Annotated in this window: 6 protein-coding genes, 21 tRNA genes, 3 rRNA genes and 1 riboswitch; of the genes, 29 read left to right on the top strand and 1 reads right to left on the bottom strand. The window is 44.4% G+C overall.

Annotated features, from left to right (window positions below):
- The 28 genes from hutU (at position 1) to I5435_RS01155 (ending at position 13,863) form a co-directional block, all read left to right on the top strand.
- Complete coding sequence (gene hutU, locus I5435_RS01020) at positions 1 to 1,671, top strand: urocanate hydratase (RefSeq protein WP_229388246.1); 1,671 nt, start codon at positions 1 to 3, stop codon at positions 1,669 to 1,671.
- Complete coding sequence (hutI, locus tag I5435_RS01025) at positions 1,668 to 2,936, top strand: imidazolonepropionase (protein ID WP_337983088.1); 1,269 nt, start codon at positions 1,668 to 1,670, stop codon at positions 2,934 to 2,936. Before hutU ends, hutI begins: the two co-directional genes overlap by 4 nt.
- Before the next feature lie 145 nt (positions 2,937 to 3,081).
- A complete protein-coding gene (locus I5435_RS01030; RefSeq protein ID WP_337983089.1) occupies positions 3,082 to 4,938 on the top strand; it encodes an SLC13 family permease in 1,857 nt (618 codons plus the stop codon).
- Between the two features lie 717 nt (positions 4,939 to 5,655).
- Positions 5,656 to 7,207 (top strand): 16S ribosomal RNA (locus tag I5435_RS01035).
- A 366-nt stretch (positions 7,208 to 7,573) separates the two neighbouring features.
- Positions 7,574 to 10,501: ribosomal RNA gene (locus I5435_RS01040) — 23S ribosomal RNA — on the top strand.
- A 66-nt stretch (positions 10,502 to 10,567) separates the two neighbouring features.
- Positions 10,568 to 10,683, top strand: a 5S ribosomal RNA gene (rrf, locus tag I5435_RS01045).
- The 16S, 23S and 5S rRNA genes sit together here with 21 tRNA genes alongside, the layout of an rRNA operon.
- A gap of 13 nt (positions 10,684 to 10,696) precedes the next feature.
- Positions 10,697 to 10,772 (top strand) — tRNA-Val (locus tag I5435_RS01050).
- 26 nt (positions 10,773 to 10,798) lie between these two features.
- Positions 10,799 to 10,873, top strand: a tRNA-Met gene (locus I5435_RS01055).
- Between the two features lie 11 nt (positions 10,874 to 10,884).
- Positions 10,885 to 10,957 (top strand) — tRNA-Asp (locus I5435_RS01060).
- An 11-nt stretch (positions 10,958 to 10,968) separates the two neighbouring features.
- Positions 10,969 to 11,044, top strand: a tRNA-Thr gene (locus I5435_RS01065).
- A gap of 6 nt (positions 11,045 to 11,050) precedes the next feature.
- Positions 11,051 to 11,134, top strand: a tRNA-Tyr gene (locus tag I5435_RS01070).
- Positions 11,135 to 11,148: 14 nt separating this feature from the next.
- A tRNA-Trp gene (locus I5435_RS01075) sits at positions 11,149 to 11,222 on the top strand.
- Positions 11,223 to 11,258: 36 nt separating this feature from the next.
- A tRNA-His gene (locus tag I5435_RS01080) sits at positions 11,259 to 11,334 on the top strand.
- An 11-nt stretch (positions 11,335 to 11,345) separates the two neighbouring features.
- Positions 11,346 to 11,420 (top strand) — tRNA-Gln (locus I5435_RS01085).
- Between the two features lie 15 nt (positions 11,421 to 11,435).
- Positions 11,436 to 11,508: transfer RNA gene (locus I5435_RS01090), tRNA-Lys, on the top strand.
- An 8-nt stretch (positions 11,509 to 11,516) separates the two neighbouring features.
- A tRNA-Leu gene (locus I5435_RS01095) sits at positions 11,517 to 11,598 on the top strand.
- A gap of 51 nt (positions 11,599 to 11,649) precedes the next feature.
- Positions 11,650 to 11,724, top strand: a tRNA-Gly gene (locus I5435_RS01100).
- 5 nt (positions 11,725 to 11,729) lie between these two features.
- Positions 11,730 to 11,818 (top strand) — tRNA-Leu (locus I5435_RS01105).
- 13 nt (positions 11,819 to 11,831) lie between these two features.
- Positions 11,832 to 11,908 (top strand) — tRNA-Arg (locus I5435_RS01110).
- A 9-nt stretch (positions 11,909 to 11,917) separates the two neighbouring features.
- A tRNA-Pro gene (locus tag I5435_RS01115) sits at positions 11,918 to 11,994 on the top strand.
- Between the two features lie 14 nt (positions 11,995 to 12,008).
- A tRNA-Ala gene (locus I5435_RS01120) sits at positions 12,009 to 12,084 on the top strand.
- Positions 12,085 to 12,099: 15 nt separating this feature from the next.
- A tRNA-Ser gene (locus I5435_RS01125) sits at positions 12,100 to 12,192 on the top strand.
- Positions 12,193 to 12,198: 6 nt separating this feature from the next.
- Positions 12,199 to 12,271 (top strand) — tRNA-Phe (locus tag I5435_RS01130).
- Between the two features lie 8 nt (positions 12,272 to 12,279).
- Positions 12,280 to 12,353, top strand: a tRNA-Gly gene (locus I5435_RS01135).
- A 4-nt stretch (positions 12,354 to 12,357) separates the two neighbouring features.
- Positions 12,358 to 12,431 (top strand) — tRNA-Ile (locus tag I5435_RS01140).
- Between the two features lie 12 nt (positions 12,432 to 12,443).
- Positions 12,444 to 12,520, top strand: a tRNA-Asn gene (locus I5435_RS01145).
- Position 12,521: 1 nt separating this feature from the next.
- Positions 12,522 to 12,593, top strand: a tRNA-Glu gene (locus tag I5435_RS01150).
- A gap of 223 nt (positions 12,594 to 12,816) precedes the next feature.
- Entirely contained in the window at positions 12,817 to 13,863 is a 1,047-nt protein-coding gene (locus I5435_RS01155; RefSeq protein WP_337983090.1) for a nitric oxide synthase oxygenase, read from the top strand.
- Between the two features lie 42 nt (positions 13,864 to 13,905).
- Here I5435_RS01155 and I5435_RS01160 read toward each other — a convergent pair whose 3' ends face one another.
- Complete coding sequence (locus I5435_RS01160) at positions 13,906 to 15,111, bottom strand: CynX/NimT family MFS transporter (RefSeq protein ID WP_337983091.1); 1,206 nt, start codon at positions 15,109 to 15,111, stop codon at positions 13,906 to 13,908.
- Positions 15,112 to 15,289: 178 nt separating this feature from the next.
- Positions 15,290 to 15,465, top strand: a riboswitch (Lysine riboswitch).
- A gap of 83 nt (positions 15,466 to 15,548) precedes the next feature.
- On the opposite strand from I5435_RS01160, the gene I5435_RS01165 reads away from it, so the two are divergent.
- The gene (locus I5435_RS01165; protein ID WP_337983092.1) at positions 15,549 to 17,012 is read left to right on the top strand and encodes an amino acid permease; all 1,464 of its coding nucleotides are present in this window, start codon (positions 15,549 to 15,551) and stop codon (positions 17,010 to 17,012) included.
- The last annotated feature ends 53 nt before the right edge of the window (positions 17,013 to 17,065 follow it).

Raw genomic sequence — 17,065 nt, forward strand, 5'->3', positions numbered from 1 at the left:
ATGGTATATAAAACTAATATTCGTGCACCAAGAGGGAATGAAATAACATGTAAAGGTTGGACACAGGAAGCGGCGATGCGCATGCTGATGAATAATCTAGATCCTGAAGTTGCAGAAAATCCTGATGAGCTTATTGTGTATGGAGGAATAGGAAAAGCGGCGCGAAATTGGCAAAGCTATGAACAAATCATTGCTTCTTTAAAAGAATTAGAGAATGATGAAACATTGCTTATTCAATCGGGTAAGCCAGTAGCTGTCTTCCGCACGCATGAACATGCACCACGCGTTTTAATCGCCAATTCAAACTTAGTGCCTGCATGGTCCAATTGGGAGCATTTCTATGAGCTAGAGGACCGTGATTTAATGATGTACGGTCAAATGACTGCTGGTAGTTGGATATATATTGGTGCTCAAGGTATTTTACAAGGCACATATTTATCGTTTGTAGAGGCTGGAAAGAAAGTGTTTGGTAGTGCGGACTTACGCGGGAAATTCATTCTTACTGGTGGTATGGGTGGTATGAGTGGTGCACAGCCTTTAGCTGGGAAAATGGCAGGGGCAGTCATTTTAGTAGTTGAAGTGGAACGTGCTCGTATTGAACGAAAAATAAAAGAAGGCTACTGTGATTATCTTGTTGAGACAGTAGATGAAGCGGTGGCATTAGTCAATCAACTCCGTGCTCAACGGGAGCCAGCGTCAATTGGGCTAGTTGGCAACTGTGCAGATGTTAACCGTGAATTGTTAAACCGAGGTATCATTCCAGATTTTGTGACAGACCAAACATCTGCGCATGACCCTATCAATGGCTATGTACCGAATGGTATGACGTTTGAAGAAGCGTTAGCGTTACGGAAAAATGATGTCAAAACGTATGAGCATAAGGCGAAAGAAACGATGGCAGAGCATGTTCGTACAATGCTTGAATTTCAACAGGCGGGTGCTGAAGTATTTGATTACGGTAATAATATTCGTGCTTACGCAAAAGAGATGGGTGTGACAAATGCTTTTGACTTCCCAGGCTTTGTACCAGCGTATATTCGTCCATTGTTTTGTGAAGGTAAGGGGCCGTTCCGTTGGGCAGCACTTTCTGGTAATCCGGAAGATATTTATAAAACAGATGCTTTAGCGAAAGAAATGTTTGCTGAAGATGAAGGTCTTGTCAATTGGATTGATATGGCGCAAAAAATGGTGAAATGGCAGGGACTACCTGCACGTATTTGCTGGTTAGGGTATGGTGATCGCCATCGCTTTGCATTGAAGGTAAATGAAATGGTGGCAAATGGCGAGTTGTCTGCACCAATTGTTTTCGGACGGGATCATTTAGACTCTGGCTCGGTGGCTTCTCCCAACCGTGAAACAGAAGGAATGTTGGATGGGTCAGATGCAGTATCCGATTGGCCGATTTTAAACGCACTTGTTAACACAGCGAGTGGAGCTAGCTGGGTAAGTGTTCACCATGGTGGCGGTGTAGGAATGGGCTACTCACAGCATGCAGGTCAAGTGTTAGTTGCTGATGGATCAACATTAGCGGCTGAGAAAATAGCGCGCGTGTTGATTTCAGACCCTGGAATGGGCATTGTTCGGCATGCAGATGCAGGTTATGACATTGCTATCAATACAGCAAAGAATAAAGGTGTCCATATGCCAATGTTAAAGGATGATGTGAAATGACCCTTTTAATTAAAAATGCAAATGAAGTCATTACTTTGAAAAGCGCTTTACAAGGGCCTCGAATAAAAGAACAAATGCGAGAGATTGCCGTTGTAGAAAAGGGAAGTGTGCTCGTAGCGGGAAGTCAGGTTGTCGCTGTCGGGGCTTACGAGCAGTTAGTTATAGATTTCCCTCATTTAGTGGAGGAAGCAGAGGTTATAGATGCATCTGGAAAGATTGTCATGCCAGGTCTTGTGGATTGCCATACACATTTAGTGCATGGCGGTACACGTGAGCAGGAATTTAATATGCGACTTAACGGTTCCACTTATATGGACATTATGAATGCAGGTGGAGGCATTCATGCTACAACAAAGCGCACACGAGAAACAAGTTTTGAAGTGTTATATGAAAAAACGATGCACCATTTAGATGTTTTTTTAAAGCATGGTGTGACTACTGTGGAAGCGAAGTCAGGTTACGGTCTGGATTGGGAAACGGAAAAGAAACAACTGGAAGTAGCTAAAAAGCTACAGGACACACATGTGGTAGATGTCATCAGTACCTTTATGGGCGCACATGCGGTACCACGCGATTTTAAAGGACGAGAAGATGAATTTGTCGACGTTATTATTAATGATATGCTGCCAAAAGTGTCGGCATTAGAGCTTGCAGAATTCAATGATGTGTTTTGTGAAAAAGGCGTATTTACACCAGCGCAATCTAGACGCATTTTAGAGGCGGGTAAAGCGCTTGGACTAACACCGAAAATTCATGCTGATGAAATAGAGCCGTATAACGGTGCGGAATTAGCCGCTGATGTGGGAGCTATCTCGGCAGAGCATTTGTTAGTTGCTTCGGATGAAGGTATTCAAAATATGGCTGAAGCAGGAACGATTGCCGTCTTGCTACCTGGCACTGCCTTCTTCTTACGCGCACCGTTTGCTAGAGGCAGGTTAATGATTGATGAAGGAGTGCCAGTAGCCATCTCAACAGACTTTAACCCGGGCTCTTCGCCGACAATGAGTTTGCCATTTATAATGAATTTAGCTTGTATGCATATGGGGTTGACATTAGAGGAAGTAATCACTGCTACGACCATTAATGCTGCGCATGCATTGAACAGAGGCCACCAGATTGGTACGCTTGAAGCGGGTAAACAAGCGGATGTTATTATATTGGATGTTGCCAATTACAAACAGCTACAATACTTTTACGGCATGAATCATACCGATACGGTAATTAAAAAAGGGCAAGTTGTAATGCGTCATGGTATTCTTTTGTAATAAATAAAGAGTTTTGGTGAACGATTAATCTCATTTGTGCATATATTTACCAATTAAATATTACAGAAAAAGCATAAATAGGGATAATTCCGATATTTATGCTTTTTTTCGTATAGAATGTAGTTGTTACTATAGTTAGAAAGGAATGCTTTGCGTGCAGCTAACATTAACATTTCTTATTTTAGGAATGACGATTATTGTATTTATGACGAATCGAGTGCGTGCAGATTTTGTTGCTATTGTCTCTCTTCTCGCATTTGTTATCGCTAATATTTTAACGCCAGCAGAGGCTTTGGCAGGCTTTTCAAATTCGGTTGTGCTAATGATTGCTGGCCTTTTTGTAGTTGGTGCTGGTATTTTGCGTACGGGTCTTGCAGCAATGGCTGGACAACTATTATTGAAATGGTCAGGTAATAGCGAGCTCAAGTTATTTATCCTATTGCTCATTATTGTAGGCTCTGTAGGTGCTTTTATGAGTAATACGGGTACAGTTGCTTTGATGATGCCGATTGTTGTCAGCATCGCGATTAGTATGAAGGAAAGTCCTTCAAAGTTTTTATTACCACTATCTTATGTCGCTAGTTTATCGGGCTTAATGACATTAATTGCTTCCCCGCCCAATTTAATTGTCAGCCAGCTTTTAGTCGATCAAGGCTATCCGAAGCTTGGGTTTTTTGAGGTGACGCCTATTGGCCTAGTTGGGATGATTGTCGGTATTTTATATTTGGTGCTTGTGCGTAATATTCTGTTACCAAATGATAAAAAAAGAACGCAAACATCTACTGGCTATAAGCTCTCGCCAAAGAAAATTATGAAGCAATATGATTTAAACAATCGATTATTTAAGGTGTTTGTACCTGAGGATTCTACAATTATAGGAACATCACTGGCAGAATTAAAGCTTCCCGCAAAATATGGACTTTGTATGATGAAAATTCACCGTAAATCACAAGATGGAATCAATTTACTCCCGATGACCTATCAAGAAATGGCAGGCCCAACGAGTGTAATCCATGCTTTAGATGAGCTCTATGTACAAGGTGAGGAAGGGGCGATTGGTAATTTAACTGCAGATTACGGTTTAGTGATGCAAGAATTGACTGAGAATGAAGCGGATGAGTTGGTAACAAAGCATCTTGGTATTGCGGAAGTGCTATTAACGCCAAATTCAAGTTTTATTAATGAGACGGTCAGTTCACTAGGATTCCGAGAAAAGTATAATCTCAATATTATTGGCATTAACCATAGAGGTGGCTATAAGCTTCAAGATATGGTGACGCATAAGTTGAAATTTGGAGATGCCATCTTAGTACAAGGCGCATGGGATGAAATATTAGTGCTTGCTCGAGAGACACAGGACGTTGTTGTTGTCGGTCAACCGAAAGAGCATGCGAGTGTTGCAGCGGCAACTGGTAAAGCAGGAATAGCTGGTGCGATTATGCTTTTAATGATTGGGCTCATGGCTTTTGAAGTATTCCCTGTTGTTATTTCCGTTATGGTTGGGGCAGTATTGATGATTATAACTGGCTGTTTGCGGAATATGGAAGATGCGTATAACAATATGAATTTTGAAAGTATTGTACTCGTTGCGGCAATGCTTCCGATGGCTACAGCATTAGAGAAAACAGGGGGCATGGTTATTTTATCCAACGGCATCATTGATGTTCTTGGTAAATACGGTCCTTACGGGGTATTGATAGGTATTTATGTACTGACAGTTATTTTTGGTCAATTTATTAGTAATACCGCAACCGCTGTTTTGTTTGCACCCATTGCTATGAACGCAGCGATTGCAATGGATGCAAATCCTACAACCTTTATGATTGGTGTAGCGGTAGCAGCAAGTATGGCGTTTGCCACGCCAATTGCCTCACCTACTAATGCGTTAGTTATGACTGCTGGTGGCTATAAATTTATGGATTTTGTAAAGATTGGCGTACCTTTACAAGTTATTATGTTTATTGTGATGATGCTTGCAGTGCCATTTTTCTTTCCATTTTAGAATTTGTATTTTTGTTTAGTTTCTTGCTGTTTTCCACTGTAGTGTTAGTTAAGCTACAGTGGAAAGCGAAAAGCAATGGCATTAGATTTAAAGCAAATAGAAATTTCTATAATGAAAACGAGAAAGAGGGATGAGGTTTGTTTTATAAAAGAACTTATTTATTTTAGGAATAATCCTTTATGTAAAGCTAGGCATTCGAGTAAAGAAAGATGCGCGTTTTAGAAAGAAAGTAGAATTAATAGGACAATAAAAAAATTGGGCGTATATATAGGAAGGTTTTCGATTTTCTAATTTATAAAGTATAATTATATAAAGGTATTTAATATAATTTGATATTTTTATAGAAAAAACACTTGCAAAGGTTATAGAATCATGATAAATTATTACTTGTCGCTAAGACGACGTAACATTAATAACACAAACTTCTTAAAAACATTACAAAAAAGTGTTGACAAGAATGTTTGTAAATAGTATGATATAAAAGTTGTCGCTTCTGAAAGAAGATAAAAAGTTATAAAAAACTTGTTGACAACCAAAAAAGAAAATGTTATTATGTAAAAGTCGCTAAAAACAAACGGTGACAAAATGAACCTTGAAAACTGAACAAGCAAAACGTAATCAATATAGTTTTTACTAGCTAACTTCGTTAGTGAACAAAACAAAATTTTGGACATCAAAATTGATGCCAGCAAAACAATTTGAGCTAATCAAATTTCTTTTATGGAGAGTTTGATCCTGGCTCAGGACGAACGCTGGCGGCGTGCCTAATACATGCAAGTCGAGCGAACAGAGAAGGAGCTTGCTCCTTTGACGTTAGCGGCGGACGGGTGAGTAACACGTGGGCAACCTACCCTATAGTTTGGGATAACTCCGGGAAACCGGGGCTAATACCGAATAATCTTTTGTCCCTCATGGGACAAAACTGAAAGACGGTTTCGGCTGTCGCTATAGGATGGGCCCGCGGCGCATTAGCTAGTTGGTGAGGTAACGGCTCACCAAGGCAACGATGCGTAGCCGACCTGAGAGGGTGATCGGCCACACTGGGACTGAGACACGGCCCAGACTCCTACGGGAGGCAGCAGTAGGGAATCTTCCACAATGGGCGAAAGCCTGATGGAGCAACGCCGCGTGAGTGAAGAAGGATTTCGGTTCGTAAAACTCTGTTGTAAGGGAAGAACAAGTACAGTAGTAACTGGCTGTACCTTGACGGTACCTTATTAGAAAGCCACGGCTAACTACGTGCCAGCAGCCGCGGTAATACGTAGGTGGCAAGCGTTGTCCGGAATTATTGGGCGTAAAGCGCGCGCAGGTGGTTTCTTAAGTCTGATGTGAAAGCCCACGGCTCAACCGTGGAGGGTCATTGGAAACTGGGAGACTTGAGTGCAGAAGAGGATAGTGGAATTCCAAGTGTAGCGGTGAAATGCGTAGAGATTTGGAGGAACACCAGTGGCGAAGGCGACTATCTGGTCTGTAACTGACACTGAGGCGCGAAAGCGTGGGGAGCAAACAGGATTAGATACCCTGGTAGTCCACGCCGTAAACGATGAGTGCTAAGTGTTAGGGGGTTTCCGCCCCTTAGTGCTGCAGCTAACGCATTAAGCACTCCGCCTGGGGAGTACGGTCGCAAGACTGAAACTCAAAGGAATTGACGGGGGCCCGCACAAGCGGTGGAGCATGTGGTTTAATTCGAAGCAACGCGAAGAACCTTACCAGGTCTTGACATCCCGTTGACCACTGTAGAGATATGGTTTTCCCTTCGGGGACAACGGTGACAGGTGGTGCATGGTTGTCGTCAGCTCGTGTCGTGAGATGTTGGGTTAAGTCCCGCAACGAGCGCAACCCTTGATCTTAGTTGCCATCATTTAGTTGGGCACTCTAAGGTGACTGCCGGTGACAAACCGGAGGAAGGTGGGGATGACGTCAAATCATCATGCCCCTTATGACCTGGGCTACACACGTGCTACAATGGACGATACAAACGGTTGCCAACTCGCGAGAGGGAGCTAATCCGATAAAGTCGTTCTCAGTTCGGATTGTAGGCTGCAACTCGCCTACATGAAGCCGGAATCGCTAGTAATCGCGGATCAGCATGCCGCGGTGAATACGTTCCCGGGCCTTGTACACACCGCCCGTCACACCACGAGAGTTTGTAACACCCGAAGTCGGTGAGGTAACCTTTTGGAGCCAGCCGCCGAAGGTGGGATAGATGATTGGGGTGAAGTCGTAACAAGGTAGCCGTATCGGAAGGTGCGGCTGGATCACCTCCTTTCTAAGGATATTTTCGGAATACAAACCTTGGGTTTGTAAGATTACGTTTTGCGTTCAGTTTTGAAGGTTCATCATTACGATGAAATACTTCAAAACCGTGCTCCTGTCGCTACGCTTTCGTCGCAAATCTGCGAAGAAGTAGAAACAGGTAGTGAATTTGTTCTTTGAAAACTGGATAAAACGACATTGAAATTGTAACAAACACATTTATTTTTTTAAGTTTTTTATAGGCTTAATAACGAAATAGGGTTTCAAGACACAAGCAGTTCTAGGAAGCGAACGAGTGAATGAAGGAGCGTACTTACGTACGTGACTGATTGAACGAGAGAAGCTGACAACGAAATGCGCAGTGGGTTGGAAGTCGATAGGTTAAGTTATTAAGGGCGCACGGCGAATGCCTTGGCACTAGGAGCCGAAGAAGGACGGCACTAACACCGATATGCTTCGGGGAGCTGTAAGTGAGCTTTGATCCGGAGATTTCCGAATGGGGGAACCCACTACGTTTAATCGCGTAGTATCTTGACGTGAATACATAGCGTCTTGAAGGCAGACCCAGGGAACTGAAACATCTAAGTACCTGGAGGAAGAGAAAGAAAAATCGATTCCCTGAGTAGCGGCGAGCGAAACGGGAAGAGCCCAAACCAAGAGGCTTGCCTCTTGGGGTTGTAGGACACTCTATACGGAGTTACAAAGGAATGAGTTAGATGAAGCGACTTGGAAAGGTCCGCCAGAGCAGGTAAAAGCCCTGTAGTCGAAAGTTCGTTCCCTCCAGAGTGGATCCTGAGTACGGCGGAACACGTGAAATTCCGTCGGAATCCGGGAGGACCATCTCCCAAGGCTAAATACTACCTAGTGACCGATAGTGAACCAGTACCGTGAGGGAAAGGTGAAAAGCACCCCGGAAGGGGAGTGAAAGAGATCCTGAAACCGTGTGCCTACAAGTAGTTAGAGCCCGTTAATGGGTGATAGCGTGCCTTTTGTAGAATGAACCGGCGAGTTACGATTACGTGCGAGGTTAAGCTTTAGAAGGCGGAGCCGCAGCGAAAGCGAGTCTGAATAGGGCGAATTAGTACGTGGTCGTAGACCCGAAACCAGGTGATCTACCCATGTCCAGGGTGAAGGTGAGGTAACACTTACTGGAGGCCCGAACCCACGCACGTTGAAAAGTGCGGGGATGAGGTGTGGGTAGCGGAGAAATTCCAATCGAACTTGGAGATAGCTGGTTCTCTCCGAAATAGCTTTAGGGCTAGCCTCGTGATGAGAATACTGGAGGTAGAGCACTGTTTGGACTAGGGGGCCATCCCGGTTTACCGAATTCAGACAAACTCCGAATGCCAGATATTTATACACGGGAGTCAGACTGCGAGTGATAAGATCCGTAGTCAAAAGGGAAACAGCCCAGACCACCAGCTAAGGTCCCAAAGTAATCGTTAAGTGGAAAAGGATGTGGCGTTGCACAGACAACCAGGATGTTGGCTTAGAAGCAGCCATCATTTAAAGAGTGCGTAATAGCTCACTGGTCGAGTGACGCTGCGCCGAAAATGTATCGGGGCTAAACGATTCACCGAAGCTGTGGATTGACATCTACGATGTCAGTGGTAGGAGAGCGTTCTAAGTGCGTTGAAGTCAGACCGGAAGGACTGGTGGAGCGCTTAGAAGTGAGAATGCCGGTATGAGTAGCGAAAGACGGGTGAGAATCCCGTCCACCGTATGACTAAGGTTTCCTGAGGAAGGCTCGTCCGCTCAGGGTTAGTCGGGACCTAAGCCGAGGCCGATAGGCGTAGGCGATGGACAACAGGTTGATATTCCTGTACCACCTCCTCACCGTTTGAGAAATGGGGGGACGCAGTAGGATAGGGTAAGCGCGCCGTTGGTTGTGCGCGTCCAAGCAGTAAGGCGTGTGTGTAGGCAAATCCGCACACTGTAACGTTGAGCTGTGATGGCGAGTCCGTATGGACGAAGTTCCTGATTTCACACTGCCAAGAAAAGCCTCTATCGAGGTGAGAGGTGCCCGTACCGCAAACCGACACAGGTAGTCGAGGAGAGAATCCTAAGGTGTGCGAGAGAACTCTCGTTAAGGAACTCGGCAAAATGACCCCGTAACTTCGGGAGAAGGGGTGCTCTTGAGCGTGCAAGCGCATGAGAGCCGCAGTGAATAGGCCCAGGCGACTGTTTAGCAAAAACACAGGTCTCTGCAAAACCGTAAGGTGACGTATAGGGGCTGACGCCTGCCCGGTGCTGGAAGGTTAAGAGGAGTGGTTAGCGCAAGCGAAGCTGCGAATTGAAGCCCCAGTAAACGGCGGCCGTAACTATAACGGTCCTAAGGTAGCGAAATTCCTTGTCGGGTAAGTTCCGACCCGCACGAAAGGCGTAACGATCTGGGCACTGTCTCAACGAGAGACTCGGTGAAATTATAGTACCTGTGAAGATGCAGGTTACCCGCGACAGGACGGAAAGACCCCGTGGAGCTTTACTGTAGCCTGATATTGAATTTTGGTACAACTTGTACAGGATAGGTAGGAGCCAGAGATCTCGGAGCGCCAGCTTCGAAGGAGGCGTCGGTGGGATACTACCCTGGTTGTATTGAAATTCTAACCCATGCCCCTTAGCGGGGCAGGAGACAGTGTCAGGCGGACAGTTTGACTGGGGCGGTCGCCTCCTAAAAGGTAACGGAGGCGCCCAAAGGTTCCCTCAGAATGGTTGGAAATCATTCGTAGAGTGTAAAGGCACAAGGGAGCTTGACTGCGAGACCTACAAGTCGAGCAGGGTCGAAAGACGGGCTTAGTGATCCGGTGGTTCCGCATGGAAGGGCCATCGCTCAACGGATAAAAGCTACCCCGGGGATAACAGGCTTATCTCCCCCAAGAGTCCACATCGACGGGGAGGTTTGGCACCTCGATGTCGGCTCATCGCATCCTGGGGCTGTAGTCGGTCCCAAGGGTTGGGCTGTTCGCCCATTAAAGCGGTACGCGAGCTGGGTTCAGAACGTCGTGAGACAGTTCGGTCCCTATCCGTCGTGGGCGTAGGAAATTTGAGAGGAGCTGTCCTTAGTACGAGAGGACCGGGATGGACACACCGCTGGTGTACCAGTTGTCTTGCCAAAGGCATCGCTGGGTAGCTATGTGTGGACGGGATAAGTGCTGAAAGCATCTAAGCATGAAGCCCCCCTCAAGATGAGATTTCCCATTACGCAAGTAAGTAAGATCCCTCAAAGACGATGAGGTAGATAGGTTCGAGGTGGAAGTGTGGTGACACATGGAGCTGACGAATACTAATCGATCGAGGACTTAACCAAAAAGTTTGAAACATTCAATGAACGTTTATCCAGTTTTGAGAGAACGAGTTCTTTCAACTGAATAAGTGAAGTGATGATGGCAAAGAGGTCACACCCGTTCCCATACCGAACACGGAAGTTAAGCTCTTTAGCGCCGATGGTAGTTGGGGGCTTCCCCCTGTGAGAGTAGGACGTCGCTTCGCTTATTTTTTATGTGGAGGATTAGCTCAGCTGGGAGAGCATCTGCCTTACAAGCAGAGGGTCGGCGGTTCGAGCCCGTCATCCTCCACCATTTATTTATTATGAAAGTACTATTATCGCGGGGTGGAGCAGTGGTAGCTCGTCGGGCTCATAACCCGAAGGTCACAGGTTCAAATCCTGTCTCCGCAACCAAATAAAATTAAGGTCCCGTGGTGTAGCGGTTAACATGCCTGCCTGTCACGCAGGAGATCGCCGGTTCGATCCCGGTCGGGACCGTCCTTATTTGTGCCGGTGTAGCTCAGTTGGTAGAGCAACTGACTTGTAATCAGTAGGTCGTGGGTTCGACTCCTATCGCCGGCACCATCCCTTGGAGGGGTAGCGAAGTGGCTAAACGCGGCGGACTGTAAATCCGCTCCTTAGGGTTCGGCGGTTCGAATCCGTCCCCCTCCACCAGCTCTTTATTCAATAGGGGCATAGTTCAACGGTAGAATAGAGGTCTCCAAAACCTTTGGTGTGGGTTCGATTCCTACTGCCCCTGCCAAATTTTTTAGGTTAGACTACTGTTATATTACATATGGCGGTTGTGGCGAAGTGGTTAACGCATCGGATTGTGGTTCCGACATTCGTGGGTTCGATTCCCATCAGTCGCCCCATAATAAAATATTGGGGTATAGCCAAGCGGTAAGGCAACGGATTTTGATTCCGTCATGCCTAGGTTCGAATCCTAGTACCCCAGCCATTTATTTCTTAATATGAGCCATTAGCTCAGTTGGTAGAGCATCTGACTTTTAATCAGAGGGTCGAAGGTTCGAGTCCTTCATGGCTCATCATATTTGCGGGTGTGGCGGAATTGGCAGACGCACTAGACTTAGGATCTAGCGCCGCAAGGCGTGGGGGTTCGACTCCCTTCACCCGCATCATCTATATTTCAAATTTATAATTGCCAGGATAAATAATCTTATGCACATGCGGAAGTAGTTCAGTGGTAGAACACCACCTTGCCAAGGTGGGGGTCGCGAGTTCGAACCTCGTCTTCCGCTCCAAATGTGCCGGGGTGGCGGAACTGGCAGACGCACAGGACTTAAAATCCTGCGGTAGGTGACTACCGTGCCGGTTCGATTCCGGCCCTCGGCACCATTTTTAATATTTAGCGCCCGTAGCTCAATTGGATAGAGCGTCTGACTACGGATCAGAAGGTTGTGGGTTCGACTCCTGCCGGGCGCGCCAATAAATGAACGGAATGTAGCTCAGCTTGGTAGAGCACTTGGTTTGGGACCAAGGGGTCGTAGGTTCGAATCCTGTCATTCCGACCATCTTTTTAACAAATGGGGCCTTAGCTCAGCTGGGAGAGCGCCTGCCTTGCACGCAGGAGGTCAGCGGTTCGATCCCGCTAGGCTCCACCATAATTGTTTCATTCCGGAGGTATACCCAAGTCTGGCTGAAGGGATCGGTCTTGAAAACCGACAGGCGGGTAACACCGCGCGGGGGTTCGAATCCCTCTACCTCCTCCATTTTCCGGGTCAGTAGCTCAGTTGGTAGAGCATTAGATTGAAGCTCTAAGTGTCGGCGGTTCGATTCCGTCCTGACCCATCATTTTTGCGGGTGTAGTTTAATGGTAAAACCTCAGCCTTCCAAGCTGATGTCGTGAGTTCGATTCTCATCACCCGCTCCAAGAGGGGCCTATAGCTCAGCTGGTTAGAGCGCACGCCTGATAAGCGTGAGGTCGATGGTTCGAGTCCATTTAGGCCCATTTTAAAATTATTCCGAAGTAGCTCAGTTGGTAGTAGCACCTGACTGTTAATCAGGTTGTCGCAGGTTCGAGTCCTGCCTTCGGAGCCACGGCCCCTTGGTCAAGCGGTTAAGACACCGCCCTTTCACGGCGGTAACACGGGTTCGAATCCCGTAGGGGTCATCAAGCATGTAGCAAATTTTGCTACATGCTTTTTTTTGTTTTTTAAGCATTTAATTATTGTCATTAAGGCATTAAGTATTGTGTAAATCATCTAACTTTTAATTTGCCGTTTTAAATTTGAACAAAGTATTTCATATATAAAAGATGTATGTTTTCTTACGGATTTTTTCGTGGTGAATTGTATGCTGTTCATCTAATATGGGGATAGATGGAGGAAAACGATATGAATTTACAAGAGATACAACGTTTTTTAGCACTTTATCAATTGGAACAAAATGAGTCGGAACAATGGCTTACAAATAGATTACAGCAAGTTGCCACAGAGGGAGCATATATTCCTACAACGGAAGAGCTTACTTTTGGCGCAAGAGTAGCATGGCGTAATAGTAATAAATGTATTGGGAGATTATTTTGGCAATCACTTCATGTTGAGGATGCTCGTGAGGTTTTAGATGAGCATGCTATTTTTGAGAAATTACTTCACCATATTCGATATGCAACAAATGGCGGTAAGATTCGTCCGACTATAACGGTATTTGCCTCTGATAGAGTAAAAATATGGAATCACCAGCTTATACGTTATGCAGGTTATGAAACAGAAGCAGGGATTATTGGTGATTCCCATTCGGTGCCATTTACAAAAGTGTGCGAGTCACTTGGCTGGCAGGGAGCAAGAACAGCATTTGATGTGCTACCACTTGTGATCCAAGTAGATGGCCGTAAACCGCAATGGTTTCCAATCCCAAGTGGTGATGTATTAGAAGTTGCGATTCGTCACCCTGAACATCCTAAGGTAGAAGAACTAGGAATGAAGTGGTATGCGGTGCCAATTATATCGAGCATGCGCTTTCAAATGGCGGGTATTGACTTTCAGGCAGCCCCCTTTAATGGCTGGTATATGGGGACAGAAATTGGGGCGCGGAATTTAGCTGATCATGACCGTTATGATATGTTACCGAAGATAGCAGAAATTTTTAATCTTGATACAACAAAGCAAGCATCTCTTTGGCGTGATCGTGCGCTAGTAGAATTAAATATTGCTGTTCTTCATTCCTTTAAAGAAGATGGCGTAAGTATTGTTGATCATCATACCGCAGCACAGCAATTTAAGCTATTTGAAGAAGCAGAGCACAAGGCAGGGCGCGATTTAACAGGCAACTGGACTTGGTTGATTCCACCATTGTCGCCTGCAACGACACATATTTTCCATAAACCGTATGTAAATGTCTATCATACACCTAATTATTTTTACCAAAAACCCCCATACTAATGATGAAGAGGCAGCTCATTGTAGAAAATGAACTGCCTCTTATTAATTGATATATTCATTTTTAGAAGCTCTAAATGAACAGAAGAAGAGTAGAGCTGTAACGGCAACAAATAGCCACCCAGCGATATCCCAGCCGCCAAATAAATCATGTAAATAGCCAAATAAAATTGGACCAACTGCGGCTAATAAATAACCTAATGATTGTGCAAAGCCAGATAAATCTGCCGCCTCAAAAGCCGTACGTGTACGTAATGTAAAGAACATCATGGCAAGTGCAAATGAAGCTCCACCTGCTAAACCAAGCAATATCATCCATAACACAGCAAGACTAGTCCATTCCATCACAACGCCTGTAAAACCGATGACATAAAATGCTGTAAACATTAAAACGAGTGGACGCTGAGATGTCATTTTGCTAGCAATGATAGGCACAACTAATGCCATAGGCACTTGTGAGATTTGCATGATGGAAAACATCCAACCCGCACGATCAGCGGCTACGCCTTGTGCAATATAAATTTCAGGAATCCAAGCTGCGGTAGTATAAAATAATAACGATTGTAGCCCCATTGCCCCAGTAACTGCCCAAGTAACTGGTGATTTCCACAATGGTATACGCGCTTTTGTAGAGACTACAGTTGGCTCAGGTTTATTAAACTTTAATTGGGGTAACCAAATCACAATTGTTAATATGACTAGCGCTAGAGCAATAGCAAGTGCACCTTGCCAGCCCAGTACTGCATTCGCTATAGGATAGCTAATACCAGCACCGATTCCCGCTGTTAAATTCATAGACATTGTAAAAAACGCCATTAGTAAGCCAACATGATATGGAAATTTTAATTTTAGTAGACCTGGAATAAGGACGTTACCGAATGAAATGGCGACACCAATAATCATTGTACCAAGTACGAGTAATCCCGTTGTCCCAAGTGAACGCAGGACAATTCCTACTGCTAATAAAATTGTTGATAAAAATAGTGTTAGTTCAAGTCCGAGTTTTCTTGCAACTACTGGTGCAAAAGGGGATACTATTGCGAATGCAAGTAATGGTATCGTTGTAAGGAAGCCTGCAAGTACATTGGATATACCAAGATCTTCACGTATAAAGGATATAATTGGACCTACAACTGTTAAGGGCATACGTAATGTAGATGCTAGAAAAATTACACCGATGACCAACAGTAGGGTTGTTCCCTTCCAGTTAATCTTTTTGCTAGGATAAGTAGATTGTTCGTTCGTTGTCAAAACTTGTACCTCCCTGATAGAACAATTATAATTCGAACCACTATAACACTTTATCACACTATTAAAAATAGTAGAAAATTCATAAAATACGGAACATTAATGGTTTTATTGAAATGTCTAAGGTCGTATGTTAAACTAAGAGACATCATAAATTTAATAATTATATGCCTCATGTTTGTATTGAGGTAGAGGTCGCGGTATTTATGAGTACGCTAATGGAAATGACAAGCATTAAAGATGTTAGCTGAAAGGAAATATCGCCGAAGTGTGAGGGGACTTGAAAACCTCATGCTGGGGCTGTCTCCGAAAGGAACAGAACTGTCACGTTGGACAACGTGTTGCGCTATCATTTTGAAGAAACAGAGGATTTACTTAGCCATCACAACGTTCATGTGATGGCATTTTTTTGCCTCTTATAAAAGGAAGGAAGCTTTAACGTGAGTGAGATAAAAGTTAATCAGCTCGGCCATAAAGCACCGAAGCTGAAAAAAGAATTAAAAAGCCGTCATATTACGATGATTTCATTAGGCGGTACAATTGGGACTGGGCTATTTTTAGCAAGCGGTGGCGCTATTGCACAGGCTGGACCAGGTGGTGCACTACTTGCTTACGCATTAATCGGTATAATGGTGTACTTTTTAATGACTAGCTTGGGCGAAATGGCAGCCTATATGCCGTCATCGGGTTCATTTAGTACGTATGCAACAAAATTCGTAGATCCTGCACTTGGCTTTGCCCTTGGTTGGAACTACTGGTATAACTGGGCGATCACAATTGCAGCAGAAATTGCAGCTGTTTCGCTAATTATGAAATATTGGTTTCCTGATAGCTCCTCTGCACTATGGACAGTAGTATTTATTGTGATTGTACTAACATTCAATTTACTATCTGTTAGAAGCTATGGTGAAAGTGAATATTGGTTTGCCATGATAAAAGTGGCGACTGTTATTGTTTTTATTATCGTCAGCCTATTGATGATTTTTGGGATTTTAGGAGGGCAAGCACCGGTTGGTTTCACGAATTTCTTTATAAGTGATGGTCCATTCCATGGTGGCTTCCTTGCAACATTCGGTATATTTTTAGCAGCTGGTTTCTCGTTCCAAGGAACAGAATTATTAGGTATCACTGCTGGAGAAACGGATGACCCTGGAAAGAATATTCCAAAGGCTGTAAAATCTGTCTTCTGGCGTATTATTTTATTTTATATTTTAGCTATTGCGGCGATTGGGATGTTGATTCCATTTACGGATTCGCGTTTATTATCTGAAGATATTGCGGTATCTCCATTTACATTAGTATTCGATCGCTTAGGCATTGCTTTTGCTGCCTCATTAATGAATGCAATTATTTTAACTGCAATGTTGTCTGCAGGTAACTCTGGTTTATATGCATCATCCCGCATGTTATGGCAATTAGCGGTAGATGGACATGCACCTAAAATTTTCACAAAATTAAGCCGTCGTGGCATTCCAATTTATGCATTACTGCTTACATTGGCAGTAGGCTGTCTAGCATTTTTAGCATCATTTTTTGGTGATGGCGTTGTCTATATGTGGCTTCTAAACGCTTCTGGGATGTCAGGCTTCATTGCATGGCTTGGTATTGCCTTTAGCCATTATCGCTTCCGTCGAGCGTTTGAAGCACAAGGGCTGGATCCGAAATTACTACCATACAAGGCAAAGCTATATCCATTTGGTCCGCTCTTTGCTTTCACCGTATGTATGATTGTTGTCATTGGCCAAAACTATACAGCATTCACGGGTGATTCAATTGACTGGTATGGCGTGCTTGTTTCATATATTGGTATCCCACTCTTTGTTATACTGTGGCTAGGCTATAAAATAAAACATAAAACAAAAATGATTCCACTACAAAAATGCGATTTAAAAGTGGAAAAATAATAATGAGAACTGTCCTAAATGTTAGGGCAGTTTTTATTTTTGTTGTACACATC

Source organism: Lysinibacillus sp. C5.1, assembly GCF_016350185.1.
GTDB lineage: Bacteria > Bacillota > Bacilli > Bacillales_A > Planococcaceae > Lysinibacillus > Lysinibacillus sphaericus.

Excerpts from the sequence above, each read along its gene's own strand:
- I5435_RS01030 (WP_337983089.1), top strand. The coding sequence starts at position 3,082 with ATGCTTTGCGTGCAGCTAACATTAACATTTCTTATTTTAGGAATGACG.
- I5435_RS01155 (WP_337983090.1), top strand. The coding sequence starts at position 12,817 with ATGAATTTACAAGAGATACAACGTTTTTTAGCACTTTATCAATTGGAA.
- hutI (WP_337983088.1), top strand. The coding sequence starts at position 1,668 with ATGACCCTTTTAATTAAAAATGCAAATGAAGTCATTACTTTGAAAAGC.
- hutU (WP_229388246.1), top strand. The coding sequence starts at position 1 with ATGGTATATAAAACTAATATTCGTGCACCAAGAGGGAATGAAATAACA.